General features: G+C 44.5%; 23 protein-coding genes. 15 read left to right on the top strand and 8 right to left on the bottom strand.

Going from position 1 to position 25,388, the window contains the following annotated elements; translation table 11 throughout:
- The first annotated feature begins 203 nt into the window (after positions 1-203).
- Positions 204-851 (top strand): DsbA family oxidoreductase, encoded by a 648-nt coding sequence (locus MSG36_RS01200; RefSeq protein ID WP_248365852.1) that lies wholly within the window; start codon positions 204-206, stop codon positions 849-851.
- Positions 852-885: 34 nt separating this feature from the next.
- Positions 886-2,094: a crosslink repair DNA glycosylase YcaQ family protein gene (locus tag MSG36_RS01195; RefSeq protein ID WP_248365851.1), complete on the top strand. Its 1,209-nt coding sequence runs from the start codon at positions 886-888 to the stop codon at positions 2,092-2,094.
- Positions 2,095-2,122: 28 nt separating this feature from the next.
- Here the strand turns inward: MSG36_RS01195 and MSG36_RS01190 are convergent, their stop codons facing one another.
- Positions 2,123-2,980: a LysR substrate-binding domain-containing protein gene (locus MSG36_RS01190; RefSeq protein WP_248365850.1), complete on the bottom strand. Its 858-nt coding sequence runs from the start codon at positions 2,978-2,980 to the stop codon at positions 2,123-2,125.
- 106 nt (positions 2,981-3,086) lie between these two features.
- Here MSG36_RS01190 and MSG36_RS01185 point away from each other — a divergent pair, with 106 nt between their 5' ends.
- The 4 genes from MSG36_RS01185 (at position 3,087) to MSG36_RS01170 (ending at position 7,587) form a co-directional block, all read left to right on the top strand.
- Positions 3,087-3,410, top strand: coding sequence for an antibiotic biosynthesis monooxygenase (locus MSG36_RS01185; protein ID WP_059017622.1), 324 nt, complete (start codon positions 3,087-3,089; stop codon positions 3,408-3,410).
- Positions 3,411-3,413: 3 nt separating this feature from the next.
- A complete protein-coding gene (locus MSG36_RS01180) occupies positions 3,414-4,388 on the top strand; it encodes a Gfo/Idh/MocA family oxidoreductase (RefSeq protein WP_248365848.1) in 975 nt (324 codons plus the stop codon).
- Positions 4,389-4,585: 197 nt separating this feature from the next.
- Positions 4,586-4,924, top strand: a complete 339-nt coding sequence (locus MSG36_RS01175) for a Fis family transcriptional regulator (RefSeq protein WP_065675754.1) — start codon at positions 4,586-4,588, stop codon at positions 4,922-4,924.
- Positions 4,925-5,355: 431 nt separating this feature from the next.
- Entirely contained in the window at positions 5,356-7,587 is a 2,232-nt protein-coding gene (locus tag MSG36_RS01170; RefSeq protein ID WP_248365846.1) for a hypothetical protein, read from the top strand.
- Positions 7,588-7,630: 43 nt separating this feature from the next.
- On the opposite strand, the gene MSG36_RS01165 is transcribed toward MSG36_RS01170, so the two are convergent.
- Both MSG36_RS01165 and MSG36_RS01160 read right to left on the bottom strand, forming a co-directional pair.
- Positions 7,631-8,092 (bottom strand): hypothetical protein, encoded by a 462-nt coding sequence (locus MSG36_RS01165; RefSeq protein ID WP_248365844.1) that lies wholly within the window; start codon positions 8,090-8,092, stop codon positions 7,631-7,633.
- A 180-nt stretch (positions 8,093-8,272) separates the two neighbouring features.
- Entirely contained in the window at positions 8,273-9,031 is a 759-nt protein-coding gene (locus MSG36_RS01160) for a DeoR/GlpR family DNA-binding transcription regulator (protein ID WP_017072299.1), read from the bottom strand.
- Positions 9,032-9,311: 280 nt separating this feature from the next.
- Between MSG36_RS01160 and ltnD the strand changes: the two genes are divergently transcribed.
- From ltnD to MSG36_RS01120, 8 genes are all read left to right on the top strand, one after another.
- Positions 9,312-10,226, top strand: coding sequence for an L-threonate dehydrogenase (gene ltnD / locus MSG36_RS01155; protein ID WP_102442333.1), 915 nt, complete (start codon positions 9,312-9,314; stop codon positions 10,224-10,226).
- A 2-nt stretch (positions 10,227-10,228) separates the two neighbouring features.
- A complete protein-coding gene (gene otnK / locus MSG36_RS01150; protein ID WP_102442334.1) occupies positions 10,229-11,485 on the top strand; it encodes a 3-oxo-tetronate kinase in 1,257 nt (418 codons plus the stop codon).
- Positions 11,486-11,496: 11 nt separating this feature from the next.
- Complete coding sequence (locus tag MSG36_RS01145; protein WP_017086591.1) at positions 11,497-12,144, top strand: aldolase; 648 nt, start codon at positions 11,497-11,499, stop codon at positions 12,142-12,144.
- Positions 12,144-12,920 carry a 2-oxo-tetronate isomerase gene (gene otnI, locus MSG36_RS01140; RefSeq protein ID WP_050620403.1) on the top strand — a complete coding sequence of 259 codons (777 nt, stop codon included), beginning with the start codon at positions 12,144-12,146 and terminating at the stop codon, positions 12,918-12,920. The genes MSG36_RS01145 and otnI overlap by 1 nt, the downstream gene beginning before the upstream one ends.
- Before the next feature lie 179 nt (positions 12,921-13,099).
- Positions 13,100-14,554: a TRAP transporter large permease subunit gene (locus tag MSG36_RS01135; RefSeq protein ID WP_050620404.1), complete on the top strand. Its 1,455-nt coding sequence runs from the start codon at positions 13,100-13,102 to the stop codon at positions 14,552-14,554.
- Positions 14,555-14,666: 112 nt separating this feature from the next.
- On the top strand, positions 14,667-15,839 hold the full coding sequence (locus MSG36_RS01130; RefSeq protein ID WP_248365842.1) for a glycerate kinase: 1,173 nt from the start codon (positions 14,667-14,669) through the stop codon (positions 15,837-15,839).
- A gap of 287 nt (positions 15,840-16,126) precedes the next feature.
- Positions 16,127-17,578 (top strand): catalase, encoded by a 1,452-nt coding sequence (locus MSG36_RS01125; RefSeq protein WP_048609850.1) that lies wholly within the window; start codon positions 16,127-16,129, stop codon positions 17,576-17,578.
- Between the two features lie 213 nt (positions 17,579-17,791).
- On the top strand, positions 17,792-18,664 hold the full coding sequence (locus MSG36_RS01120; protein ID WP_248365841.1) for a patatin family protein: 873 nt from the start codon (positions 17,792-17,794) through the stop codon (positions 18,662-18,664).
- 104 nt (positions 18,665-18,768) lie between these two features.
- Here MSG36_RS01120 and MSG36_RS01115 read toward each other — a convergent pair whose 3' ends face one another.
- The 3 genes from MSG36_RS01115 to MSG36_RS01105 form a co-directional block, all read right to left on the bottom strand.
- The gene (locus MSG36_RS01115) at positions 18,769-19,761 is read right to left on the bottom strand and encodes a 2-hydroxyacid dehydrogenase (protein ID WP_050620406.1); all 993 of its coding nucleotides are present in this window, start codon (positions 19,759-19,761) and stop codon (positions 18,769-18,771) included.
- Between the two features lie 222 nt (positions 19,762-19,983).
- The gene (locus MSG36_RS01110) at positions 19,984-20,316 is read right to left on the bottom strand and encodes a DUF1971 domain-containing protein (protein WP_009845875.1); all 333 of its coding nucleotides are present in this window, start codon (positions 20,314-20,316) and stop codon (positions 19,984-19,986) included.
- Between the two features lie 65 nt (positions 20,317-20,381).
- Positions 20,382-21,185 (bottom strand): ferredoxin--NADP reductase, encoded by an 804-nt coding sequence (locus MSG36_RS01105; protein ID WP_050632784.1) that lies wholly within the window; start codon positions 21,183-21,185, stop codon positions 20,382-20,384.
- Between the two features lie 342 nt (positions 21,186-21,527).
- Between MSG36_RS01105 and MSG36_RS01100 the strand changes: the two genes are divergently transcribed.
- On the top strand, positions 21,528-22,472 hold the full coding sequence (locus MSG36_RS01100) for an acyltransferase (protein ID WP_048614542.1): 945 nt from the start codon (positions 21,528-21,530) through the stop codon (positions 22,470-22,472).
- 152 nt (positions 22,473-22,624) lie between these two features.
- On the opposite strand, the gene MSG36_RS01095 is transcribed toward MSG36_RS01100, so the two are convergent.
- Together MSG36_RS01095 and MSG36_RS01090 are read right to left on the bottom strand one after the other, a co-directional pair.
- Positions 22,625-23,347 (bottom strand): tRNA (adenine(22)-N(1))-methyltransferase TrmK, encoded by a 723-nt coding sequence (locus MSG36_RS01095; RefSeq protein WP_248365840.1) that lies wholly within the window; start codon positions 23,345-23,347, stop codon positions 22,625-22,627.
- A gap of 138 nt (positions 23,348-23,485) precedes the next feature.
- Positions 23,486-25,228 carry a diguanylate cyclase gene (locus MSG36_RS01090; RefSeq protein ID WP_248365839.1) on the bottom strand — a complete coding sequence of 581 codons (1,743 nt, stop codon included), beginning with the start codon at positions 25,226-25,228 and terminating at the stop codon, positions 23,486-23,488.
- Between the last annotated feature and the right edge of the window lie 160 nt (positions 25,229-25,388).

Here is a 25,388-nt window from a genome sequence, read left to right as displayed (position 1 = left end):
TCTGTTTTGCATAACTCTACAACTTAAAGTTAACTTTAAGTCAAAGGTTGATTGAGAGAAGTTGGAGTTATTCTGGAGGGAAGATACCGATATTTGAACGATTGTTCAGTTTGTTGTAATCTGTTGTAGAACGATAATCTAGTAGGAAAGGTGAGTATTCACTTTGTATTGGATACGCATTAGTAACGATATTTGGAATGACTATGAGCAAGAAACTTCAACTTGATATTATTTCTGACGTGATGTGCCCTTGGTGCGTGGTCGGCTACAAAAATCTAGAGCAAGCCGTTTCAGAGCTTGACTTAGAACAACAGATTGAACTTGAATGGCAGCCGTTTGAGCTTAATCCTGATATGCCGCAAGAGGGCGAAAACCTGCGTGACCATATCATGAGAAAATATGGTTCTAGCGCAGAAGAGAGCCAACGTTCACGTGAACAGCTTGCGGCGCGTGGCAAAGCGGTTGGTTTCGATTTCAACTTCTATGACAGCATGAGAATGGTCAATTCACGTCACCTGCATGTGCTACTGGATTTTGCACTAGCGCACGGTAAACAGACTGAGTTAAAGCTACGCTTCTTTACTGCTCACTTCACAGAGCAGAAAGACCTGTCTGACCTTGAAGTCATGGCACAAGAACTTCAAGCGGTTGGGCTAAACTCAACGAAGGCACTGAAGCGCCTAAAGAACACCGACAACTTGAAGCAAATTGAAGCGCAAGAGTTTGAATGGCAACGCATGGGGATCTCTGCAGTTCCTACTGTGGTGTTCAATCGTAAGAGTGCAGTAACGGGCGCTCAGACGGTAGAAACCTACAAGCAGATTCTTCAAGAGCTTCTTGCTGAATCATAAACGGGTCATTGGTATCAATTAGAGTCTGAATTTCATGGAATCATTGTCACTCGCTCAAGCGCAAAAACTGGTATTGCTATCGCAAAAGCTGCCGCCTAAGAAATTACCCCCTAAAAAGCAACGTAATAGTGGCGCTTTGGCGAACACGTTGTCTGCGATTGAAAACCTTGGCTATGTGCAAATTGATACCATCTCTGTGATTCAGCGAGCACACCATCATACGTTGTGGAATCGCAATCAAGACTACAAACTTGATCATCTCGACAAGCTGCTAGAGCGTCGAGAGGTGTTTGAGTATTGGTCGCATGCCGCCGCGTATTTACCCATGCGTGACTTTCGATTCAGCCTACATCGCAAGAATGGCTTTGCGAGCGGTAAGCTAAAGCATTGGTATAAAAAGGATGACGCACTGATGGCTCATGTTCTCAAACGTATTGAGAATGAAGGGCCGTTGATGGCGAAAGATTTTGAAGGGGATAGGCCAAACCCCGGCGGTTGGGGCGGTAAACCGGCCAAGCAAGCATTAGAAACATTGTTCATGCAAGGTGACTTAATGGTGCCAAGCCGAGTGAATTTTCATAAGGTGTATGACCTAACCGAGCGAGTTTTACCGAGCGGAATTGATACCTCTGAACCGACAGAACAAGAGTACATCGAGCATCTGATAACACGTTATTTAGAGGCTAACGGAGTTGGAATAGCGTCGGAAATGAGTTACCTACTTAAGAACACTAAGCCTCTGATTCAGAAAACACTCCAACAGATGCTTGAAGATAAGCAGGTTCTGAAAGTAGAGATTCAAGGCTCTGATTACTATGTCCTGCCTGATGCGTTTGAGTTGTTGAATCAACCCCTTTCCAGAACCAAGCTAAAGATACTGTCTCCGTTTGATAATCTGTTGATTCAACGAAAGCGAATGCAATCATTGTTCAACTTTGACTACCTCCTTGAGTGCTATGTGCCAGAGGCCAAGCGTCAGTTTGGTTACTTTAGTTTGCCGATTCTGTGGCAAGGTAAGCTGGTGGCGCGAATGGATTGTAAGGTCGATAGGAAGACCCGTTTACTCAATATTCGTAACTTGGTTGTTGAAGACAAAGTTAAAAGTCATGAGTCATTGATTCACGCTTTGTGCGAAGAACTTAAACACTTCATGGTGTTCAACCAATGTGATGAGATGATCGTCCATAACACCACACCTTCTGAGCTTGGTAAACGCTTGATGAGCCATTGGCAAACAGTCTAGCGGTCTTTGTTGTTTAGAAAGTGGTTAGTTACTCAGAAAGAGCGGCTAATAAAAATTCGACAAAAGTTCGGTTCTTTAAAGAAAGTTGCTTAGTTTTGTAGAGCAAGTGAATAGGCTTTGGTAACGGCGCCATGCCGGGCAAGATCTCCAATAGCATCCCACGCTCAATTTCTTCGGCAACTAAGATAGTCGGCTGTAACAACACACCTACGCCTTGTAGAGCGGCATATCGCAACACATCACCATTATTCGACATCAAGCGCACACGTTCTTTATTCGGTGTAGCGTGAGGAGCTTGGCTGCTGTAACTGAACCCAAGCGACGGGTGCTGCGCTAAGTCTTCTAATACTCTGATATCAGCATGCTGGTTAAGATAATCGGGCGCCGCGCAATAACACATTTCATAACCCCCTAAATACCTTGCGACCAAGCTTGAATCAGATAGGTCACCAATTCGCACAATTAGATCAATGTCAGATGAATAAGGATCAACAAGGTCATTATTCAACATCAGCTCAACGTTAATGGTTGGGTGATGCGCGAGAAACTTAGCTACGATAGGGGCAAGTACCTTGTTGCCGTAGGTGACGGGGCAGTTAATCTTTACTGTGCCTTGCGGTTGGTTTTCCAAGGTTTGAATCAGGTTCTCTGCATTGCTGATGTCTTCGAGAATTCGCTTACATTCTCGATAATAAAGCTGACCTGAATCAGTTAAAGACTGCTTACGCGTGGTGCGGTGGATCAGCTGAGACTTCAAACTGGCTTCTAAGGAATGGACATGTTTACTTATCATGGTCGCCGACAGGTTGAAGTGGTTTGCGGCGCTACGAAAGCTGCCCTGTTCCACTACGTAGACGAAGACTTTCATGCTAGTTAACTTATCCATTGAACACTCTTGGTTGATAAACAATAAACAAAACGCGAGTTTATCAATTATTAGGGGTTAATTATATTAATGGCAAACCGATAATTAACTAAAATAAGAGCGTGAAATGCCTCAAACGAATGAAACCATCTTTGTTACTGCCGAACTTAAGATCAAAACCAACATTGAGCGAGCTGCTGCGATCGAAGCTATCGAACAGTTTTGTTTAGACATGCAAAGCGAGCCGGGCTGCCTGCAAGCTATTGCAACCTATGATCAAAGCCAAAGCGATCGTGTGATCTTGCTTGAGCAATACGCAAACCGCGAGGCGATTAATCAGCACTTTGTGATGCCTCATACCCAAGCGTTTATCGAGCGTGATATTACGGAATTAGTGCAAGCATTCGAAACGCAACGTGGGCCTATCAAAGCACAAGAACAGGAGATCTAAGACATGAAATGGGGAATCCTAGGAACCAGTTTTATCTCAGGCGTAATGGCGGATGCGATTAAAGGCGATGCTCAAAGCGATCTGTATGCCGTTGCTGGTCGTACTGAAAAAACACTTAACGAGTTTGCTGCCCAATACCAACCAACACGAACCTTCAACAGCTATGAAGCCTTGATTGAAGATGAGTCGGTCGACATTATCTACATTGCTCTGCCAAACCATGTCCATCATGAGTATGTGATTAAAGCAGCTCAAAAAGGCAAAGCGATCTTGTGTGAGAAGTCTCTGTCGGTAGATATGGAAAAAACCGAGCAAGCTTTACTAGCCGTGAAAGAAGCGGGCGTATTCTTTGCTGAAGGTCTGATGTATTTAAACCATCCACTTATCACCAAGCTTCATCAAGAACTAGCGACCGGTGAGATTGGCGAAGTGCGCTCAATTCAAGGTTCCTACGTTGCGGCGATTGATCAGTTCGTGAACCCAGCAAGTAAAGGCGCGCTATACAACCTTGGCTGCTACCCAATGTCGCTGATTCACTCTGTCGCGCAGCAGCAATTTGGTGAGAGTGTGTTCGATGATGTGCAGATATCAGCAATCGGTCGACGAGGCGAAGATGACAATATCTGTGAGTCGTCGGCGATGATGCGTTTCAACGACCGCTTTACCGCGCAAATCCATACTGCAGAAGACCACGGTTTAAAGCACGGCTTTACGATCCTAGGCAGCAAAGGATGTATTACGCTAGATACCAACCCATGGTTACCGACTGCAGAAAACACGTTTACGGTAGAGATCTATGAGACGTCGACACGTGAAGTGAAAGTCGAAGCGCAAGGCGATGGCTTCCATTATCAAGTGCGCAATATCCGCCAAGCGGTTGAGCAAGGTAAGACACAGCTTGCTGCGCCAATGGCGAGCCACCAAGACTCTCGCGTGATCATGAAGCTACTGACTGATTGGGAACAAGCGGCGAGCTAACATCTTCGTAAATTCTATATTCGCCTCATGTTTGATTGCCTCGTAAGCTATCAAACATGAGGCGTTTCCTCTATATCTTCTAGTCGACTCTCCCAATAAATACTTTGCATTTGAAACAGTCACAGTGTCCAATGTCGTTCAAACAATATTGACTGAAAAACCTTATTTTTTAAGGTGTTAAATAGGAAGCTTTCCGTATGCGTAAATCAGATAAGAAAATCGAAAATCAAATCAGAGACGTGTTAACTGACGTTTGTGAAGACACGCTGAAAGGCTTCGATGGTTTTTTATGGGTGACTCACTCGGTCAACTTCTCATCTTTTCCGCAAAGTTTGAAAATTGTCTGTGTATTCGATACCAATCAGGATAGAACGAACTTCTTAAGTGGCGAAGGTCAACAGAGTGCCTCTGGGGCTATCCAACACGCGTTCAATCAAGTTGGGATTCAACTGAAGAATATCGATAAGCATGTTAGTTACGATACACAAGAAAATTGCGACCGTGACCACCAAGGGAAGTGGAACAAGAGGCTTTAAGGTGCGTTGTCATCGTTCTTGTTTAGACAGCCTATCCAAATTGAGTTTCAATAGTGTGGCGCTCAAACTGAGATTCGATACAGCAAATCCAAGTCCTATTCTGAGTTCTAGGCTCTGATAACTTCTCATCTTCCAAACCGTATTATTCTCATTTTGAGAAAATCTGAGCTGATTTCTCGTTAGCCGGAGATACTTGGTTTCCAAATAAAATTAAAATCACAAAAACTTATCTTTTCCTTAATGCATTGATTTTGAATCGGCATTTGCTCGTTTTACTTGCCACCGATGAAACAAGACAGACGAGCACTTGAACAATAGAGCCATGTAGTCGATACTTTTTTCGTATTTTGATTCCTAAATTGACACGTAAGTTGGCTGACTTTTCGTCTTGTGATTTAAGGCATGACAGTATCGATTAGGAAATTTGAATCATGAAAACCTACATTTCTGGGCTGCTCGCACTCATACCGTCATGTTTAATCGCTGGTTACGCTTTTGCTGTTGGTACAGCGGTTGTGCTGCCAGGGCAACATGAAGTTGGTGTTGATCTATCGGGCTCCCCACTATCTGCGAATGCCGTCATTGATTGGGAAATTTCCAACAGTGATATTGTGTTCGGAGCTTATGCCGACAAAGCTGACAATGAGCGGGCCACGACAATTGGTTATATGTACAACCAAGTCATGGCGATGAACTCGGGTTGGTTGGAGAACGATCTCCGTAGCCAAGCTGAGTTAGAAGGCCTCAATTTCGAAGACTATTTCCTGCACTTTTCTGAAGATACTGTCATTGCCGAAGTTGATAAAACTCACGGCGAAAAGACTCTTTTAAACCGAAAACCTATGATCTTGGGTTATACAGCCAGTGAAGACCATGCTGGCTTTTGGCTGTATCAAGAGCCTCCGTGGGATGCCGATGTGTTTGAGAATTTCGAACAGGGTGGGGCTTTGTATGTCTATCATGCTGAGCAGTTCGAACGGCTGACCTTTAAGTTCTCACAGTTTGCTGGCAGCGGCGAATTTTGGATTGAATACCCAACGGCTATTGATTCTCAGGGTAGGGTTTCACAATGGGAAAGGCTTGATGTAAAGAAAGACAAAACGCTCAGCATGACCAAAAACCAATCGGTGATTTGGAACCTTCCGGATAACTGGGTAAGAGCCACAACTCATGATGGCAGTGGTGCGAGCTATGGTGGCGGCCAGTATTTTGGTTCAACTTTTTTGAGAGATGGCGGGCGCTTATACGTTGTAAGAGTTCGTTGGCAAAGTGAGAACGCCGACGACAGGCCGCGTTTAAAAGAAGTGAAACTCAAGAACAGTTTTCCAACCGTCAAGTTAACCGACGCTCCGACTACAACACCGGACGGCAATGCTATCAGCCAATGGCGAAAAATCCGCGGTTTTGATGTGTCTGCAGACCTAGATGGCGATAACTACTTGTCGCCAAGCGAGTATCGAAATCGAACCAATAAGAACGCAACAGCGCGTTTTCGTTGGGAATCAAGAGTGGTGCCATTTGGTCGAATGTGGAGCGCTAACTCATCTTGGTCGCTAACAAACGTCGCAAACGCGGATTATCTATCTGCCATTCATCGCTACTACAAGCAAAGTTGGGCAAGCCAAGGTTTGAATGGTGCGTACAACGACGACACAAATAAACTTATTGGTTCGAACCAGTTCTATGTTCATTCTGGCGGGCATGTTCAAGAGTTAGGAGCAGTTGCGGGTTCTAATCAAGCGGATGATCTCTATAAGCAACAATTTTCAGCGTTTCTGAAAAATCTATCTGCTTTAGAAAGTGATGCGTCGATTGGGTTGAATATCGGAACCGCGAACTTACTGGGTCGAAATGGACAGTCTCATCTTAGCGAGGCGGGATCTCTGTATTTACGCGAGCACTACATTTTTCCGTCTACTGGCTTTAGTGGTTACTCAGGGATCTCTAAATTCTGGGATAATTCTGCGCTCGCCTATAATGGACAAAGTGTTATTTTTCAGGCGACAACGCGTTATGGGCGAGTTCAGTATCTTGGAAATAGTGAAGAGAATTGGAAGCAAGACCAATACTCGACCCTAGCGATCTACCACCTCAATCGACATTCTCAACATAGCTATTTCAATCAGTGGAACAATGGTTACGTCTATGGAAGTGGCAATACGACGGCTGACACTTTCTGGCAAAGTGGTGTCCCTAAAAACATCGCCTACCAACCCAGTTCTTTATTGGCCGTTGATTTGGGAGAGCCGAGTCATCACATCCCACAAGGCTTTGAGCCGATTCCTTTGATGCTTTCGACAACGACACCTCAGCCCGCTGACTACACCATCGTTGGCGATTCCTCGATGAACGAAATGGTGCATGCTGATCTGCCCAATGGCATGACTCACGTTCTACCGACGTTCACGTACTTTATGTATCAATCTGAAAATCAGGTGGTTGCTGGTGGTCCTGAGGACATGGTGTTAGCGAGAGAGTTCAGCAATGGTCGTGTGTTGTATCGCACGGATTTCCACGGTAAGAATCCGAGCTTTTATGAAGCGTCAAAACTCACCATTACGCTGGATGTTCCAATGAAACCTGTTGATGCTAGCGGTAACGTTGGTGACTATGTGAGTGAAATAGAAATTGGCGGTTATGAAGGGCTTTTCTTACTTTATTAGAACCAATGTGAGTGAGTACTCTCGAACCAGAGTAGACTAGAGCTTAGGTTCGGGATATGAGCTTATTCTTTTTACACTGCTTAAACTCTTTGGCGATCCAGGATTGCTCGTTTAAACCATTGTCGATTAGAGCAAAAAGGTAGCCATCGACTTTGCCTGAAGCCGCAGGATATTCTTGAAAAGCGTGCTTAGGGTAGCCGGGGTAATCTGTCTCGTATTGAGCGTCTAACTGCTTACCGAGTTGACGCCACTTTACGAATAACTCAGAAGAAGATGTCTCAACCTTATATTGACCTAAAATACGTTGGTGATGGGTTAACGCCACTTTAGCGCAGTGGTTGGTCTGTACGACTTTTTGTATCAATTCAACTTGTTCTTCACTCATGGTTTTCGCCAGTACATTCTCTTGTTCGATGCGCGTCATTCGCTCACCAAACGTTTCAGCATGGGTGGGAAACACAAAAGTAAGCGGTAAAGCCAATACCAAAAGACGCTTGTAGAACATAACCAAACTCGTTAAAAGGATTCGCGGCTATTATGCCGCCCGCCGCCAATATTATTAATGAATATAAACGCTTAATTGTAAGAATTATTTTTGTCGAGTAGATAAATAGATGGTTTTGGAGTGGTGGCATTCAGGCTCTGAATGTTTAGTTGGTGAGCCTGAAATTTGATGAGGGATCCGTTACGAATTAATGACCTTGATGCCTTTGTCTTGAAGCTCATCAATCACGCTACTCGAAAGATCAATGTCGGTGATCACGCCATCAAGCGCACTTAAATCTAAGGCGTGGAAAGTAGCGATACGTCCGTATTTGGTTGAGTCTGAAATCAGATAGTTTGAATGAGCTGCTTGAACAATGGCTTGTTTGACTAATACCTTATTTTCACAAGGTGTCGAGAGCCCTTTTAGATTCCAAGACGAAGAAGAGATAAACGCAATATCAATATTCATCCCTGCCAAGAACTCAGCTACTTTGCCCCCAATACTCGATTGATTTTCACGGTCAATCTTGCCACCAGTATGGTAAATCTCAGATTGTGTGCTGTTCATTAGGTACGCGGCAATCGCGAAGTCATTGGTGATGATAAGCAGATCATCTCGCCCTGCAAGTTGGTGAGCGATCTCCAAAGAGGTTGTTCCAGCGTCTAAGTAGATAGTCGAATACTCAGGAACCAATTGAGCAGCTAGTTGACCTATTTGAGCTTTTTCGCTTGCTTGCTGTTCTACCTTGATGTCGTGTGACAATTCGCTGTGAAGTGCTTTAGTCAGCTGAACGCCACCCGAAACTGAAATCACTTTCCCTGATGTCTCTAGCTTTACGATATCTCGACGAATGGTCATATGAGACACCTCTAAGTGCTCAACAAGCTCAGAAATACTGATCACTTCTTGGTGTGATAATAGTGACAAAATGGTTCTCTGACGTTCCGCTGGAATCATGATTCTTCTTCTATGTTCTTATTTTTCATCATCCTATCAATCTTTAGCTGTTTTGTGAATATCTGTGAATATCTGTTGTGAAATAGCAATTAGAACTGTGATTGCTGCCGAAATTACCCTTATCTAATGCCTCGAAAGGGTTAAATTACTCAACTGTGTTAACTTTTGTTAAAAGTGTGACTTATCACTAAGTCGCATTCGGTTGCTTCACATATAATCACAAACATAAACAAGAATTAACAAATCTAGAATTCAATAATTACGTGAAAGGCATCTTGCTATGAATGAAGTTCAATCTGTTGGTGTTATCGGTTTAGGTTCTATGGGCATGGGCGCAGCGAAGTCATGCGTGCGTGCAGGGCTTGATGTATATGGTTTCGATTTGAATCTGCAAGCGCTTGAAACCTTGGGTGAATATGGCGCAAAAGCGGTTTCGACAAGTGCGGTTGAGTTTGCAGACAAACTTGATTCAGTTTTGGTATTGGTTGTGAATGCAGCTCAAGTTAACACGGTACTGTTTAAGACTGGTCTTGCGGCGGCACTAAGACCTAACACGCCAGTTATGGTCTCGGCAACGATCTCAGCAGAAGACGCGAAACAAATCGAAGCTCAGCTTGCTGAACATGATCTTGTGATGCTGGATGCGCCAGTGTCCGGCGGTGCAGTAAAAGCAGAAGCCGGTGAAATGACCATCATGGCTTCAGGTTCGACAAGTACATTCGAAGTATTGGCTCCTGTACTCGATGCAACTGCAGCTAAAGTCTACAACATCGGTGAGGCCATTGGCCTTGGTGCGACCGTTAAGATTATCCACCAGTTACTAGCAGGTGTTCATATTGCTGCGGGCGCTGAAGCGATGGCACTAGCCGCACGCGCAAACATTCCGCTTGATTTGATGTACGACGTTGTTACGAATGCAGCGGGCAACTCTTGGATGTTCGAGAACCGCATGAAGCACGTAGTCGATGGTGATTACTCTCCAAAATCTATGGTTGATATCTTTGTGAAGGATTTGAACTTGGTATCAGATACCGCTCAAGACCTGAAATTCCCACTCCCGCTATCAAGTGCTGCACTGAACATGTTCGTTAGCGCGAGCAATGCTGGCTTTGGTCAAGAAGATGACAGCGCAGTGATTAAAGTATTCCAAGGTATTGATCTACCAGGTGTAAATACGTCAAAGGCGGAGAAATAATCATGTTATTAGGTGTTATTGCAGACGACTTTACAGGTGCAACAGACATTGCTGGTTTCTTGGTTGAAAACGGTATGCGCACTGTTCAATTGAATGGGATTCCAACGGGGGAGTTTGACACATCAGCAGATGCTGTGGTGATCAGCCTTAAATCTCGCTCTTGCCCAGTTGACGAAGCGGTGACGGATTCGGTTACTGCGCTTAAATGGCTTCAATCTCAAGGCTGCCAACAGTTTTACTTTAAATACTGCTCAACGTTCGACAGTACCGCTGAGGGCAATATTGGTCCCGTAACAGATGCACTTTTGGCTGAACTTGGAGAATCTTTCACTATGGTTTGCCCTGCATTGCCAGTAAATGGTCGCACGGTTTACAACGGTCATTTGTTTGTTTTTGGTGAGTTGCTCAGTGATTCAGGTATGCGTAATCACCCTGTTACACCAATGACGGATTCAAGTGTGGTTCGAATGATGGACGCACAATCAGAAGGTGTTTCCGGTTTAGTTAACTTTCAAACGATTGAACAGGGCGCTGATGCGGTTACCGCTCGTTTTAACGAACTCAAAGCTCAAGGTAGTCGCTACGCCGTGGTAGACGCATTTAATGCAGAGCACTTGGTGACGTTAGGTCAAGCGGCTAAATCTCTGAAACTAATCACAGGTGGCTCAGGCCTAGCTGCTGGTATCGCTAAAAATTGGACAGAACATCTTGCTGACCAAAGTGATGCAAAACATGCCGGTAGCCCAGTCAAAGCACCAACCGTTGTGTTCTCTGGTTCTTGTTCAGTGATGACTAACCAACAAGTTGCGGTATACAAGCAGCTTGCTCCTCACTTTGCTATCGATGTGAAGGCTTGCTTAACCAATGATCAATACGCCAATGAAGTGTTCGATTGGGTGATGACCAATAACCAAGGCGAGTTTGCTCCTTTGGTTTATGCAACCGCAGATGCTGCCGCACTAAAAGCAATTCAAGAAGAGTACGGCGCACAAGCTTCAAGCCACGCCGTTGAACAATTTTTTAGTCAACTCGCTATCAAACTACAACAACATGGCGTGAAAAACTTCATCGTTGCTGGTGGTGAAACATCAGGCGTCGTGACGCAAAGCCTAGCCGTGAAAGGTTTTCATATTGGTCCTCAAATCGCACCAGGTGTGCCTTGGGTTAAATCGGTCGAAGGTGAGCTATCACTAGCGCTAAAATCGGGCAATTTTGGTGATGAAAACTTCTTCGCTAAAGCTCAATCATTCTTTTCATAAGCGAGATTCAAATGAGTAAAGTTTTGATGAACGAGCAGCAGTTAAGAGAGCAAATGGTCACGCTCGCTCGTTCAATGTTCGAACGAGGTTACGCCACTGGTGGTGCAGGTAACCTGTCTATCAAATTACCTAATGGGCATTTTCTAGCAACACCAACAGGCTCTTCATTTGGTCGCCTTGTCGCTGAGGAATTGTCGGTTGTCGATATCGATGGCAACCACATCTCAGGTAAGAAGCCTTCTAAAGAAGCGGCATTCCACCTAGCGATTTACCGTAATAATCCTGTATGCAATGCCATTGTTCATTTGCATTCTACTTACCTTACCGCGTTGTCTTGCCTTGAAGGGTTGGATCGTAACAACGCGATTAAGGCTTTCACACCGTATTTCGTGATGCGAATTGGCGAGTTACCAGTCATTCCTTACCTACGTCCGGGTGACCCACAAATCGCTGAAGAGTTGGCAAAACGAGCAGGTGATTATCGAGCATTTTTGTTAGCAAACCACGGCCCAGTAGTAACAGGCACTGACTTTGTTGATGCCGTTGATAACGCTGAAGAGCTAGAAGAGACCGCCAAATTAGCATTCTTATTGAAAGGGAATGATATCCGTTACCTAACGGACGAAGAAGTGATGGATTTAAAAGGGAGAGGCAAATAATGGCTAAGTTCGCAGCAAACTTAACGATGTTATTCACAGAAGTACCATTTCTAGAGCGTTTTGAAAAAGCACACCAAGCCGGTTTCAAAGCTGTTGAATACCTATTCCCTTATGCATTTGAGGCCGAAGAGCTTGCAGCAAAAATGCAGAGATTTGGTTTTGAACAGGCGCTGTTCAACATGCCTCCAGGTGATTGGGACGCAGGCGAGCGTGGCTTCGCAGCGATTCCTGGCCGTGAAGAAGAGTTTAAAGCCAGCGTTGATACGGCACTTATGTACGCTAAAGCGCTGAATTGCAAGAAAGTTCACGCGATGTCGGGTCTACATGATGCGAATTTCACGAGGCAGCAACACGTTGAAACCTTTATCTCAAATATTCGTTTTGCCGCAGATAAGTTTGCTGAGCATAACATCGAATTGATGATTGAACCGCTAAATAGCCGTGATGTTCCTAATTACTTCGTTGCTCACCAACGTGACGCTGTCGAACTGATTAAGTTAGTCGATAGGCCAAATGTGAAGCTGCAACTCGACCTTTATCACGCGCAAATCATGGATGGTGATTTAAGTACTTTGATTCGTGAAGTGGCTGCTTATACCGGTCATATCCAAATTGCTTCTGTACCAGAAAGGCATGAACCATCGGAAGGCGAACTGAACTACCCACACTTGTTTAGTGTTTTGGATGATTCAGGTTACCAAGGTTGGATTGGTTGTGAATATAACCCAAGAGGCACGACAGAAGAGGGGCTTGGCTGGGTAAAAAGTTACTTATAGCGCGGTGTGAATGGCGTTTATATGTAACGAACCATAAAAGTAAAAACTGATTTAGATAACACGGCTTACAGGTAAGCCAACACATAACGATAAAGTGCAATAGGTGATCCCGATATCACCTATATGCACCACCCTACAATTTTCATAAAAATGAAGAAAGAGACAAAAGGAATATAAAAATGGATGGAGCACTGATAGGCATCGTAATTGGCATCTTAGCCATGATGGGTATGATTATTAAAACGAGAATCCCAGTCGCACTTGCTATGGTTATTGCAAGTATCATCATGGGTCTTTTTGCGGGTATGGCGCCAACAGAGTTGATTGATGCAATTAAAGCTGGTTTTGGTGGCGTGCTTGGTGGTATTGGTTTGATCATCGCGTTCGGCGTTATCATGGGCGCGTGTTTCGAACGCTCTGGAGCCGCTGTTCGAATGGCAAAAACGTTTGTAAAGCTGTGTGGTAAAGGTCGTGAAGACTTAGCGCTAGGTTTTACAGGGGTGCTTGTCGCTATACCAGTTTTCTGTGACTCTGCGTACATCATTTTGCATTCTCTTGTTCGCGCAATTTCACGTGATACGGGGAAGTCAGCGGTTGGCCTAGGTGTGACTCTAGCGCTTGGCTTGCTTATCACTCACGCACTTGTGCCACCAACACCGGGTCCAGTTGCTGTGGCTGGAATTCTGGGTGTAGACCTAGGTGAATACATGTTATGGGGTTTGATGGTTTCTATCCCTATGATGCTTCTTTCTATGATTTATATTCGCCGAGTAGGTAACGAGTACTACCGCGTACCAAACGGAGAGACATGGATTACTAACCAAGCTGATTGGGCAAACCTTGAGAAAGTAAAAGAAACAGATGACAGAGAGCTACCAAGTAACTTTTTATCATTCGGTCCAATTCTGCTGCCAATCGCATTCATCCTAATCAACACGCTTGTTGGTCAAGGTGACACTGCAATGCACAACGTTATTTCGTTGATTGGTAACCCAGTGGTTGCTGTTGGTATCGGTGTTCTTATGGCGCTATACGGTCTTACTCGTCATATTGAGCGCAAAGACATGGTTAGCTCTATGGATGATGCTCTGTCTACTACAGGTCTAATTCTTGTGGTAACTGGCTGTGGTGGCGCAATGGGTGCAGTACTTAAAGCATCAGGTGCTGGCCCTCAAGTAGCCGAAGCTATCGCGAGCAGCGGTATTCCACCTCTACTTGTACCACTAGCAATTGCTTCAATGCTTCGTCTAATCCAAGGTTCAGCAACGGCATCAATGATGGTTGCAGCAACGATGACGCTGCCATTGGTTGAAACGTTAGGTCTAGACCCAGTATTCGTAGCACTTGCATGTGCGGTAGGTCCGGTTGGCTTCTCTCATTTGAACGATTCGTACTTCCACATCATCAACCGTACGTTAGGTATTACTGAACTTGCTGACCAAATTAAGATCTGGTCTGTGTCTTCAACTATCGCATGGGCGATTGGTGCAAGCATCATCATGATTCTAAACTTAGTGTTTGGTAAAGGCGGTACGTTGATCGACCCACTGATTCCAATTGCGGTTCTAGGTGCTGTATTCGTTTGGCTAAAAAGCAAAGAGAAATCACAAGTAAAGACAGCCGTTACTAACTAATACTGCTTACCTTTATATACTGCCCCTATTAAGTGATTAGCTTGCTGATCTTCAATAGGGGCATTTTTGGATCGGACACTCACAAAATTACTAATCTTTTGGATCTCTCAGTATGAAAATTGTTATTGCACCAGACTCGTTTAAAGAATCTTTATCGGCTGTATTGGTGGCGGCGTGCATTGAAAAGGGCTTTCGTGAAATCTTCCCTGACGCTGAATACGTGACCTTGCCTTTGGCCGATGGCGGCGAAGGGACTGTGGATGTGTTATTGCAAGGTTTAGTAGGGCAGAAGCGAACACATCAAGTGGAAGGGCCGTTGGGCGCATTGGTTAATGCTGAATGGGCGATGCTTGAGCCATCCGATAGCAACCCGAACAAAACGGCACTGGTTGAAATTGCTGCGGCATCAGGTTTGGATTTATTAGCGCCAGAGCAGCGTAACCCTTTGGTGGCTTCTTCATTTGGCACTGGGCAATTGATTTTGGAAGCGATAGAGCAGGGGGCTCAAACGATTATTCTTGGATTGGGTGGCAGTGCGACTAATGATGGTGGTGCGGGTATTGTTCAAGCGTTAGGTGGGACACTGTTAGATAATGCAGGGCAAGAGCTTAACCGAGGTGGTGCTGCACTTGCAGAACTCGCATCAATAGATCTTACCGGCTTAGATTCGCGCTGTGCAGATATCGAATTGATTGTGGCATGCGATGTCGATAATCCGCTGTGTGGTGACAACGGTGCCAGCCATATATTCGGCCCACAAAAAGGGGCGACCCTAGAACATGTCTTGATGCTTGATAAGGCGCTTGCGAATTTTGCTCAAGTTGCAGAAACACAAGGCCTTGTTGGTGGCGATGACCCTGTTCACAAGCGTACTGGTTATGGCGCGGCTGGTGGTGCTCCAATGGGACTTGGTTTGTTGTTTAACATGCAGATTAAACCGGGTATTGAGATGGTGCTTGATGTTTTGCAAGCCGATGAAGTACTAAAAGGCGCAGACCTTGTGATTACCGGCGAAGGTCAGATGGACAATCAAACTCTGCAAGGAAAAGCGCCTTATGGGATTGCTAAACGTGCGAGCTTACAGGGCATTCCGACCATAGGGATTGCAGGTTCTTTAGGTACAGAGGTTGAAGCCTTGTATGGTGAAATGAACAGCTTGTTTGGTACCGTGAGATCACCTCAAACCTTAGAAAAAGTACTACAAGAGGCTGATATCAACTTGACGAGAACGGCAAGAAATATTGCAGCGACTTTACGGTTAGGTCACAAAATATCGCAAAAATAGTGGGGATCTACAAGATGGGGTGAACCGATGTTTGGTTTGCTGTGTTTCGTAAGTTCATGATTATTATATTTTAAATATTCTTATCAATATGAAATGATTATGATTTAGATCATTAACTTGATAGGTTTTGTCCATGGTAACGATAATTACAAACGATTATATTTTACTTTGATTCAAGCTTATTCTATATCCTTAGTTACTGCGTGGTTTTGTGTGATGAATAACTACCATACAGAAGTGGCGGTGCAACAAAGATGCTGCACCTAAAAGGTAATAAGGAATTGATGATGAGTAAAAAACTAACTACAGCTGCGGGTTGTCCTGTTGCTCATAACCAGAATGTTCAAACTGCGGGCAAACGTGGTCCTCAACTTCTTCAAGACGTTTGGTTTTTGGAGAAATTGGCCCATTTTGATCGTGAAGTGATTCCAGAGCGTCGTATGCACGCGAAAGGCTCAGGTGCTTACGGCACATTTACCGTTACACACGACATCACAAAATACACCAAGGCAAAATTGTTCTCTGAAGTGGGTAAAAAAACCGACTTGTTTGCACGTTTCACAACAGTTGCGGGTGAGCGCGGTGCTGCCGATGCTGAGCGAGATATCCGTGGCTTTGCATTGAAGTTTTATACTGAAGAAGGCAACTGGGATATGGTGGGTAACAACACGCCAGTATTCTTCCTTCGTGATCCTCTTAAGTTCCCTGACTTAAACCACGCGGTGAAACGTGATCCACGCACCAACATGCGTAGCGCGAAAAACAACTGGGATTTCTGGACTTCTCTTCCGGAAGCTCTGCACCAAATTACTATCGTAATGAGTGACCGTGGTATCCCGGCAACTTACCGTCACATGCACGGTTTTGGTAGCCACACGTTCAGCTTCATCAACGCTGATAACGAACGTTTCTGGGTGAAATTCCACTTCAAATCTCAGCAAGGTATTAAGAACCTTTCTGATGCAGAAGCGGCACAAGTGATCGGTGATGATCGCGAAAGCCACCAACGTGATTTGCTAGATAGCATCGATAACCAAGACTTCCCGAAATGGACGTTGAAAGTACAAGTGATGCCAGAAGCAGATGCAGCGAAGGTTCCATACAACCCATTCGATTTGACTAAAATCTGGCCTCATGCAGATTACCCGTTGATTGAAGTGGGTGAATTCGAGCTAAACCGCAACCCGCAAAACTTCTTCGCAGAAGTAGAGCAGTCGGCATTCAACCCTGCAAACGTAGTTCCAGGTATCAGCTTCTCGCCAGACAAGATGCTACAAGGCCGTCTGTTTGCTTACGGTGATGCGCAACGTTACCGTTTGGGTGTTAACCATCAGCACATTCCAGTGAATGCGCCTCGTTGCCCAGTACACAGCTACCACCGTGATGGCGCGATGCGCGTCGATGGTAACTTCGGTGGCACATTAGGTTATGAGCCAAACAACGAAGGTCAATGGGCTGAGCAACCAGATTTCGCTGAACCAGCACTGAACCTAGATGGCGCAGCAGCACACTGGGATCACCGTGAAGATGAAGATTACTTCTCGCAGCCGGGTGACTTGTTCCGCCTAATGACACCAGAGAAGCAAGCGATTCTGTTTGATAATACAGCTCGTAACCTAGGCGGCGTGCCAAAAGAGATTCAACTGCGTCATCTAAGACACTGTTACAAAGCCGATCCAGCTTATGGTGAAGGCATTGGTAAACTGCTTGAAATCGATGTGAGTGAATTTAAGTCGTAATCAAGATGATTGATTAATTGAAAGGCCGTTGAGTGAATCATTTGATGGCCTTTTTTGATCTCGCCGGTTATTAAGCAACCCTAAATTATTGAAAAATTTAATAATCCTCATTGATAGTTTTTACCTATCGAATTGATAAATCTATCCCATTATCTTTGTAAGAGTGATGGGATTATTCTACGACTATCAGTTTATAAAGTAGAAGAGTTTGAGATGAATAAGAGCGCATTAATCGTTGAAGGTGGAGCAATGAGAGGCATTTTTGCTGCCGGAGTTTTAGACGCCTTTATGCAAGACGATTTCCGTCCTTATGACTTTGCCATCGGTGTATCTGCAGGTGTGTCGAATCTGGTTGGCTACTTATCTCATGCACCAAAACGCAGTTATGATGTGATCACCACGATGGCGACGGATAAGACCTTCTTTAATCCTACTCGCTTTGCCAAAGGTGGTAATTTAGTGGACGTGAAATGGTTATGGAACGAATCCAATCAGCGTTATCCGCTCGATTGTGGTGAGCTTTTTTCAAGTATCCCACTCATCGCTGCTGTAACAAACGTCGATACGGGCAGTGCAGACTACTACCATATTAAGCCAGAAAACCTTTCTAACGTGGTGGAAGCGACCACCGCTTTACCTATTGCTTACCGCGAGACACCGTGTTTCTCTGGCGGCTGTTATACCGATGGTGGTGTCGCGGATTCGATTCCGGTGCGCGAAGCATACCGTCGTGGTGCGCGAGACATTACGGTGATTCTTTCTCATCCTTTAAGTTACCGAATGAAGCCTCAAAAGCACCAATGGATGCTGAAGAAACTATTAAAGAAATTCCCAAATATTGCAGAATCGATGGCGGTGCGTGCTGAAAACTACAACCAGTCTTTGGAGTTCATTCGTAACCCACCCAAAGATGCGACCATTAAAGTGATAGCGCCGCCAGAAGCCTTCGCGGTTAAGCGTTTAACTATGGATGAAAGTACTCTTAATGCAGGTTACGAGATGGGCGTAAAAGCCGGTGAAGAGCACCTTGCGATTCGAAAAGGCGTGTATGGTTTAGATACCGAAGATTGTCATTTCTGCGTCTAGGAACGGTTTTAGAATACTGAATAAACGATAAAGCCACGCTGTTCACTTCAGAATAGCGTGGCTTTGTATTTGTAGAGCTAGTTTGTTTTTAACTCAATCTGCTATTAAACGAGTTCGTTGCCGCTGGTGTTGTCAGCAAAGAAAGCATCGACACTGGTGAGCGTTGTATTGGCGATGTTGAACAGCGCATCTTTGGTCAAGAAAGCTTGGTGACCTGTGAACAGCACGTTGTGACAAGCGGATAGGCGACGGAATACGTCATCGACAATCACATCGTTAGATTTGTCTTGGAAGAACAACTCTTTCTCGTTGTCGTAAACATCAAGGCCAAGCGCGCCGATTTTACTTTGTTTGAGTGCTTCAATCGCTGCGGTTGAATCAAGCAGTTCACCACGGCTGGTGTTGACGATCATCACGCCATCTTTCATTTTCTCAAATGCCGTTGCATCCAACAGGTGGTAGTTCTCTTTACTCATTGGGCAGTGCAGAGAAATCACGTCAGACTCTTGGTAAAGCTCGTCGAGTTCAACGTATTTAGCGCCTAACTCAACAGCTAACGGGTTTGGGTATGGGTCGTAGCATAGGATGTTCATGCCTAAACCTTTCAGAATTCGCATGGTCGCTAGGCCAATCTTACCCGAGCCAATCACACCGACTGTTTTTCCGTGGAAGTTAAAGCCAACTAACCCCTCAAGAGAGAAGTTCGCATCACGAGTGCGTTGGTATGCCTTGTGTAGTTTACGGTTCAAACACATCATCATGCCAACCGTGTGTTCTGCTACCGATTCTGGTGAGTAAGCCGGAACGCGAACCACTTGCAGGCCAAACTCTTTGGCTGCTTCTAGGTCGACTTTATCAAAGCCTGCACAGCGCATCGCGATCAGCTTGGTGCCGCCTTGAGCAAGAATCTCTAACACGTCTCGCGATAGGTCATCGTTTACAAACGCACAAACCACTTCGTTGTCGTGTGCCATTTTTGCTGTTGTTGTGGTGAGTCGAAAATCGTGAAAATGGAACTCGGCGTTGAGTTCGCCTTTTGCCAGTTCAAATGATTTTTCGTCGTATGATTTTGAGCTAAAAAAAGCAATGTTGAGCATGGCTTCCTCTCTTACCTAAAATATAAATAACCCACTGATTCATTCTCTGAAACGGGATTAAAACTAATAACTCTGTTCAGTGTGCTAGAGTTTTTTTCTCTTGTCTATCACCATTAGTCATTGTAATTACTATGGTTATTTGGTCTTTTTCTTCAGTTCTTGAACATTAAAAATCACAGTACGAGGCAGCTTGCTTATAAGTTCATCAATATTGAATGGATCTTACTTTCGGGTGTTGAACATCTTCTTGGTCTCTTTCTCAGACCAGAAGTTAATGTTGAATTGTGCGTCGTCGCTAAGCTCTACTCGATGCCAATATTGAGGTGGGCTTGTGGCAAATTGCCCAGCTTCGATTGTGATAACACTTTCTGGTTCTGTCGCTTCTGCATCGGCAAAACCGTAGAAGGTGACGGTGCCTTCCATTACGCAGATCTGGCCGAATACGCCCTCAGCGGTATTGTGATGATTGAGAAGCGCAGCTGGTATGTTGTCTTTGGTGAAAAATGGAGTGGAACGTTGAATTTTCCAGTGTGACGGAATACGTAAATGACTCATATAAAACCTCTTCTCTAACTGTTCTTTGAAAGTTGTGCTTCTGTCTAACGGGTGGCGGTTGTTATTTACCAGTAGTTCTCACTACTGAATTGACCGGGTTTTCTGCGTAAGTGCTTTTCGAAACCTAAGCTGGTTAGTGCTTCACTTGTGTCGCGAACCATTTGCGGATTGCCGCAAAGGTAGAAAAAACTGCGGGTTTGATTGAAAGCGACAGACGCGGTTTGCTCAAGGTCGCCTCCAAGTAACAAGCTTGGGATTCGTCCGCGCAAAGTTCCGGTGACTGATTCTCTAGAAATAATTGGCACATATTGTAGTTTCCCTTGGAAGTGATGAACGAGTTGAGCGATACGGTCTCGATAAGTCAGGTCTTGTTCTGTTCTTACGGCATGAACCAGTACAAGGTTTTTGAACGAGGCGACTTTTTCAGATTCGGAGCCGTTTTGCTGTTGTATCTGCATGCTTTCGAGCATTGAGATAAAAGGCCCAACCGCGGTTCCGGTCGAAAGCATCCATAGATCGTCGGCGATCTCTGGGATCTCATCCAAGGTCATAAAGCCACTTGGGTCTTTGCCGACAAAGATGTCATCGCCCACCTTCAACTCATGAAGTTGAGGTGAAAGTTGACCGTTCTGATCCTTAATAATCAAAAACTCCAGATGTTGATGACCTTGTTCGTGCTCTGGTGCGTTTACCATCGAATAGGCGCGTCTTACGAACTCATCCTCACTGTTAAGCAAGCCAAGTTTCGTGAACTGCCCCGCCTGATAGTGAGAGACAGGAGCACTGACTTGAAGTGAGAACAGTTGATCTGTCCATTCCGTCTTGTTTAAAACTTTACCGGTTACCAAACCATGAGGAATATCTGTCATATCATCACCTTTACGTAGAGAAGTTATCTCATTAAGGATACTCAACTATTTACATTTTGGAGTTGCATGTACCATGCCAATAATGAGAACGCTTATCAATACTGCTTTTGTGGTGAGAATAATTTGAAATTGTGTCAAATGGACTTATTTAACTTTGAGTCTAAATGACATTATTGGTATTTTTTGATGCTGATTTTGTTGATTAAGAACGATGAATTGGTCTTTAGATACAAGCAAAATTAGTGCAGTGGTTTGACCCCTAGGGTATTCAACCAATTACTAAAGAGAATATTTTGCAGATGAGTATAATGGCGGCTTTCGATCTCAATATAGCCGTGTTTTATGCTTGATAATCTTCGTATGGCCTTGAACGTATTGTTCGTGACCATCAATACCGCAATGACTGCGTTTACCGTGAGCTTCTTTGGCCTCATCAAATTGATTCTGCCAATCTCTGTTGTACAGAAGTCGTGTACTCGTTTAGCTAACTTCACATTTTGGTGCTGGGCTTCGCTCAACCTTTGGATGTTGAACGTGAACAACGACATCGAGTGGCAAGTCGAAGGCGGGGAAGATATCTCGACCAAACAGTGGTATTTGATGATGTCGAATCATCTGAGCTGGGCGGATATTGTTATTCTGTCTTCTATCTTGAAAGACAAGATGCCGATGACTAAGTTCTTCCTTAAGCATGAACTGCTGTACGTCCCTTTTGTTGGACTGGCATGTTGGGGGCTAGATATGCCCTTCATGAGACGTCACTCGCGTGAGTTTTTGCTGCGTAATCCTGAGCGTCGTAATGATGACTTCGATGCAATCAACAAGGCGTGTACTAAGTTCAAGCTAGCGCCGACAACCTTGGTTAACTTCGTTGAAGGGACGCGTGCCAATCATGAGAAACTGGCGACAGCAAAAACCCCTTACCGACACCTATTGAAGCCTAAAACTGGTGGTGTAGCATTTGCATTATCGGCAATGGGGCCAATCTTAGATGGCATTGTTGATGTCACTCTGGCTTATCCAGAAAACCAGACTTCTCCGTTTGAAGACATGCTAAAAGGCAAAATGACCAAGGTCGTGGTGCGTATTAAATTGCATCCGATGGACGAGAACGTGAACGGCAATTACTTTGAAGACAAAGCGTTTAAGCGCCGTTTCCACAGTTGGTTGAATAGCACGTGGAAAGAGAAAGACGCCTATCTTGATACGGTTTATGGGGTTGATACGCTCTGTGAGGCTGAAACGATTGATGGGCTTGATGCTGTTCATAAGAAACAAGAGCAGTAAGCTCAAATCAAACAGATAGCATCAAAAAAGCCGACAGTTCACTGAACTGTCGGCTTTTTTATTGAATAGGTTTCATTGGTTTTGAACCGTGAAGTTAGTGCTTACTATGTTTTTAACTCTTTAAGGTGAAGACACTCAAAGAGAGTGTAAAGTTAAATTGCTTGATAAGCCTCGATGATGTGTTTTACTTGGCTCAGTTTGCCTTGCTTCTCTTGTCCTTGATGGATGCGCAAGTAGTGCTGCAATGTTTTGGCTTTGTATTGCTGTGATACCTTTATTTTTTCATCACAGCTTGGTGCCCAGATCTTGTCACCGACGTTTGATATCTCGCTAATGGTTTGGTTCTTTTTAGCATCACCTTGGTTATTACTCACCAATAAAATCTCGTAATAACGACGGTTTTCTTCAATCAACACTTCATCAATAAGACCAAAATTGAGCGCCTTTAAATGGCTTCTCAACTCGAATTGCTGATGCACCGGACAAAGCAAGAAATCGATCGCTTTGTCTGGGTGTTGACGATGAATATCATCGACGAGCTTCTGAGTGAGATCGCCACCGACGCCCGCAATAATCACCAGGTGTTTGCCAGTATGTTTCTCAAGCGGGATAGCGGCGACGTCCATGCAGTAGACTTGCCATTGGCTGGTAACCGTTTGTTCGGCTTTATTATTTTGTGGAAAGTAGCGCGCTAGCTTGCCTTCAAGCTCACACATCAGAGACGGGACAATGTCGACAAAGTGAATCTGAGGCGCTTTATTATCCGACAACAGTTGAACACCCAAAAAGCCATGATCACAACAACAGTCCCAAATATGTTGGTAGTCATTGCTGACAAGGGAGTGGAGAGTTTGCAGTCGGTTACTTAGCTTCATAAGGTTCGCGTCGTTAGAAAAGGGATGTTGTCTTATCGAAGGCGCATTGTAATGACTTTCTAGAAAAACAAAAGCACCTAGGGTGTGAATCCTAGGTGCTTTGTGGTGTGTGATGGCTACAGAATGGTTAGTATAGGTTTACGATGCTTTGGCAACGGCTCTGATATGGCCTTCCACTCGGTTCTTACCAAGCTGTTGTGCGATAAGCTTTGCCTGTTCCGCCAGCGCTAAAGCTGAGTCTGTTTCGCCTTCTATTTGTGAGTATCCCACGCTAACCCCTAGCGATAAAGTGATATCTGGAGTGACGATGGTTTTCTCTGCGATTCCGACTCTGCACTGGTCTAGCTGGAATTTGGCATCTTTCACATCATTGGCTTTGAACAATACCGCGAACTCCTTTCCTCCAACACGCGCCAAGCAAAGGCCTTTCGGTTTAGGGAAGTAATAGCGTATCGATTCTGCAGTCAGCTTGATCATCTTGTCGCCCACTGCTTCACCGTAAGCACGGTTTACGTGGTCGAAGTTATCGATATCAAGCAGTGCGACATAGGTGTCGGGCTCGCTCACGTAGTTTTCGATGGCGATGCTGAAACTGCTTTTATTGTCTAACTGCGTCATCAGGTCTTTGCGACTCAATTGATGTTGAAGCAGTAAGTTAGACAAAGAAACCTCAGTGTAATCACGGATCATTCGCAGAATACTCTGGCTGATCGGTAAGTTTGCGTTTACGTACAACACTGCGATCAACTGCTTACGAGAGTGCAAAGGAATACAGTAATGACGTTGGTGTATTTTGAGTTTACATGCCAGTGGATCGGCGTACTTACCACTTCGGTAAGCCATAGTATCCGGTGTAAATCGCTCTGCAAGGGCTTTGTCACAATGTAACGTTGACTTGTTTCCGTGATAGTCGATGGTACTGAATGAGTGGTTGTCCGGCTGATAGAGACAGAATTGAATGCCTTTTTGGTAGGTGAAGCTATCCAGTATGGATTTTAACTCTCGCTTAAAGCTTACAAGGTCATCGACTTTATTCAGTTGCGACAAGGACACGTTCAAACGATAAGCCAAATAGTTTGCGCCAATCCACAATAGAAGCAGTGAACCAAGCACCAAGCCAGTTAAAGTAAACTGGTGTGAGCTGGTTAAGATATCATGGCGATCGGTGCCTGCGATGAATACCCAGTTCAAGCTGTTGTCAGCGTCAAACACCGATATTTTGAAGTTATCTTGATAGTAGTATTCGTGCTTACCAACGGTTTCACCTTGTGAGAGTTGGTGGCTGATACCTGCGTGATAGCTGACTGATTTAGATCCGATACGCTTTGGGTCTGGGTGGAAGACCAGTCGTTCTGTTGCTCGGTCAACGACAAACACATAGCCGTGATTAAGCGTTTTTAAGTCTCTCAAGCCTTGTGTGGTGTGTAGAAGATCAAACTCAATCCATATTTCTTCATTCAATTTTTCGGCGGTGTGTTTAACTGCGAACACCCAACGACCATCTGCTTTCTGGTAAATCGAAGAGATGTAGAAATCTTCAACCACACTGTCTATTGAGTTCCATTTTATGGAGTCAATTTGTTCACGGGAAAGAGGTAATCCACGACTTGATATATATTGTTGGGATTGTGGTTGGTAACGAACGATATCAGAGAAGTTTGGTGTTCTTTTTAGAATATTATCGCTCAACTCCCTGAATTTTTTATCACCGATTGGAGCCGTTTTAGGTAAGCCTAGACTGGTTTCTAAAAAATAGAGTTTGCCGAATGTGGCTTCGATGTTGGAACGAATGGTAGAGCTTGCGATACGAATGTTTGTTGATGATTGTTCTGTTGCTGCTGTTTCTACTTTTTCAAGCTGAGCCACAGCAAGATAGAGCATCCCTCCAGTTAATAAAATAATGTATGGTTTAAAAAGCCGAATTAATGTTTTAGGTAAAGCCATGATATCCAAAGACGTTATAGATTCATTTTTATAGTACGGCAATACTAAACAGTTTCATTAACCACATCAATGCAAATGATTCCATATGGATGAATGA

The organism is Vibrio sp. 1CM8B, from assembly GCF_023161685.1.
GTDB classification, from domain to species: domain Bacteria; phylum Pseudomonadota; class Gammaproteobacteria; order Enterobacterales; family Vibrionaceae; genus Vibrio; species Vibrio coralliirubri.
The sequence above is the reverse complement of the archived record's forward strand: the minus strand, read 5'-3'. Positions and strand labels throughout refer to the sequence as shown.

Excerpts from the sequence above, each read along its gene's own strand:
- MSG36_RS01200 (WP_248365852.1), top strand. The coding sequence starts at position 204 with ATGAGCAAGAAACTTCAACTTGATATTATTTCTGACGTGATGTGCCCT.
- MSG36_RS01195 (WP_248365851.1), top strand. The coding sequence starts at position 886 with ATGGAATCATTGTCACTCGCTCAAGCGCAAAAACTGGTATTGCTATCG.
- MSG36_RS01190 (WP_248365850.1), bottom strand. The coding sequence starts at position 2,980 with ATGGATAAGTTAACTAGCATGAAAGTCTTCGTCTACGTAGTGGAACAG.
- MSG36_RS01185 (WP_059017622.1), top strand. The coding sequence starts at position 3,087 with ATGCCTCAAACGAATGAAACCATCTTTGTTACTGCCGAACTTAAGATC.
- MSG36_RS01180 (WP_248365848.1), top strand. The coding sequence starts at position 3,414 with ATGAAATGGGGAATCCTAGGAACCAGTTTTATCTCAGGCGTAATGGCG.
- MSG36_RS01175 (WP_065675754.1), top strand. The coding sequence starts at position 4,586 with ATGCGTAAATCAGATAAGAAAATCGAAAATCAAATCAGAGACGTGTTA.
- MSG36_RS01170 (WP_248365846.1), top strand. The coding sequence starts at position 5,356 with ATGAAAACCTACATTTCTGGGCTGCTCGCACTCATACCGTCATGTTTA.
- MSG36_RS01165 (WP_248365844.1), bottom strand. The coding sequence starts at position 8,092 with ATGTTCTACAAGCGTCTTTTGGTATTGGCTTTACCGCTTACTTTTGTG.
- MSG36_RS01160 (WP_017072299.1), bottom strand. The coding sequence starts at position 9,031 with ATGATTCCAGCGGAACGTCAGAGAACCATTTTGTCACTATTATCACAC.
- ltnD (WP_102442333.1), top strand. The coding sequence starts at position 9,312 with ATGAATGAAGTTCAATCTGTTGGTGTTATCGGTTTAGGTTCTATGGGC.
- otnK (WP_102442334.1), top strand. The coding sequence starts at position 10,229 with ATGTTATTAGGTGTTATTGCAGACGACTTTACAGGTGCAACAGACATT.
- MSG36_RS01145 (WP_017086591.1), top strand. The coding sequence starts at position 11,497 with ATGAGTAAAGTTTTGATGAACGAGCAGCAGTTAAGAGAGCAAATGGTC.
- otnI (WP_050620403.1), top strand. The coding sequence starts at position 12,144 with ATGGCTAAGTTCGCAGCAAACTTAACGATGTTATTCACAGAAGTACCA.
- MSG36_RS01135 (WP_050620404.1), top strand. The coding sequence starts at position 13,100 with ATGGATGGAGCACTGATAGGCATCGTAATTGGCATCTTAGCCATGATG.
- MSG36_RS01130 (WP_248365842.1), top strand. The coding sequence starts at position 14,667 with ATGAAAATTGTTATTGCACCAGACTCGTTTAAAGAATCTTTATCGGCT.
- MSG36_RS01125 (WP_048609850.1), top strand. The coding sequence starts at position 16,127 with ATGAGTAAAAAACTAACTACAGCTGCGGGTTGTCCTGTTGCTCATAAC.
- MSG36_RS01120 (WP_248365841.1), top strand. The coding sequence starts at position 17,792 with ATGAATAAGAGCGCATTAATCGTTGAAGGTGGAGCAATGAGAGGCATT.
- MSG36_RS01115 (WP_050620406.1), bottom strand. The coding sequence starts at position 19,761 with ATGCTCAACATTGCTTTTTTTAGCTCAAAATCATACGACGAAAAATCA.
- MSG36_RS01110 (WP_009845875.1), bottom strand. The coding sequence starts at position 20,316 with ATGAGTCATTTACGTATTCCGTCACACTGGAAAATTCAACGTTCCACT.
- MSG36_RS01105 (WP_050632784.1), bottom strand. The coding sequence starts at position 21,185 with ATGACAGATATTCCTCATGGTTTGGTAACCGGTAAAGTTTTAAACAAG.
- MSG36_RS01100 (WP_048614542.1), top strand. The coding sequence starts at position 21,528 with ATGCTTGATAATCTTCGTATGGCCTTGAACGTATTGTTCGTGACCATC.
- MSG36_RS01095 (WP_248365840.1), bottom strand. The coding sequence starts at position 23,347 with ATGAAGCTAAGTAACCGACTGCAAACTCTCCACTCCCTTGTCAGCAAT.
- MSG36_RS01090 (WP_248365839.1), bottom strand. The coding sequence starts at position 25,228 with ATGCTCTATCTTGCTGTGGCTCAGCTTGAAAAAGTAGAAACAGCAGCA.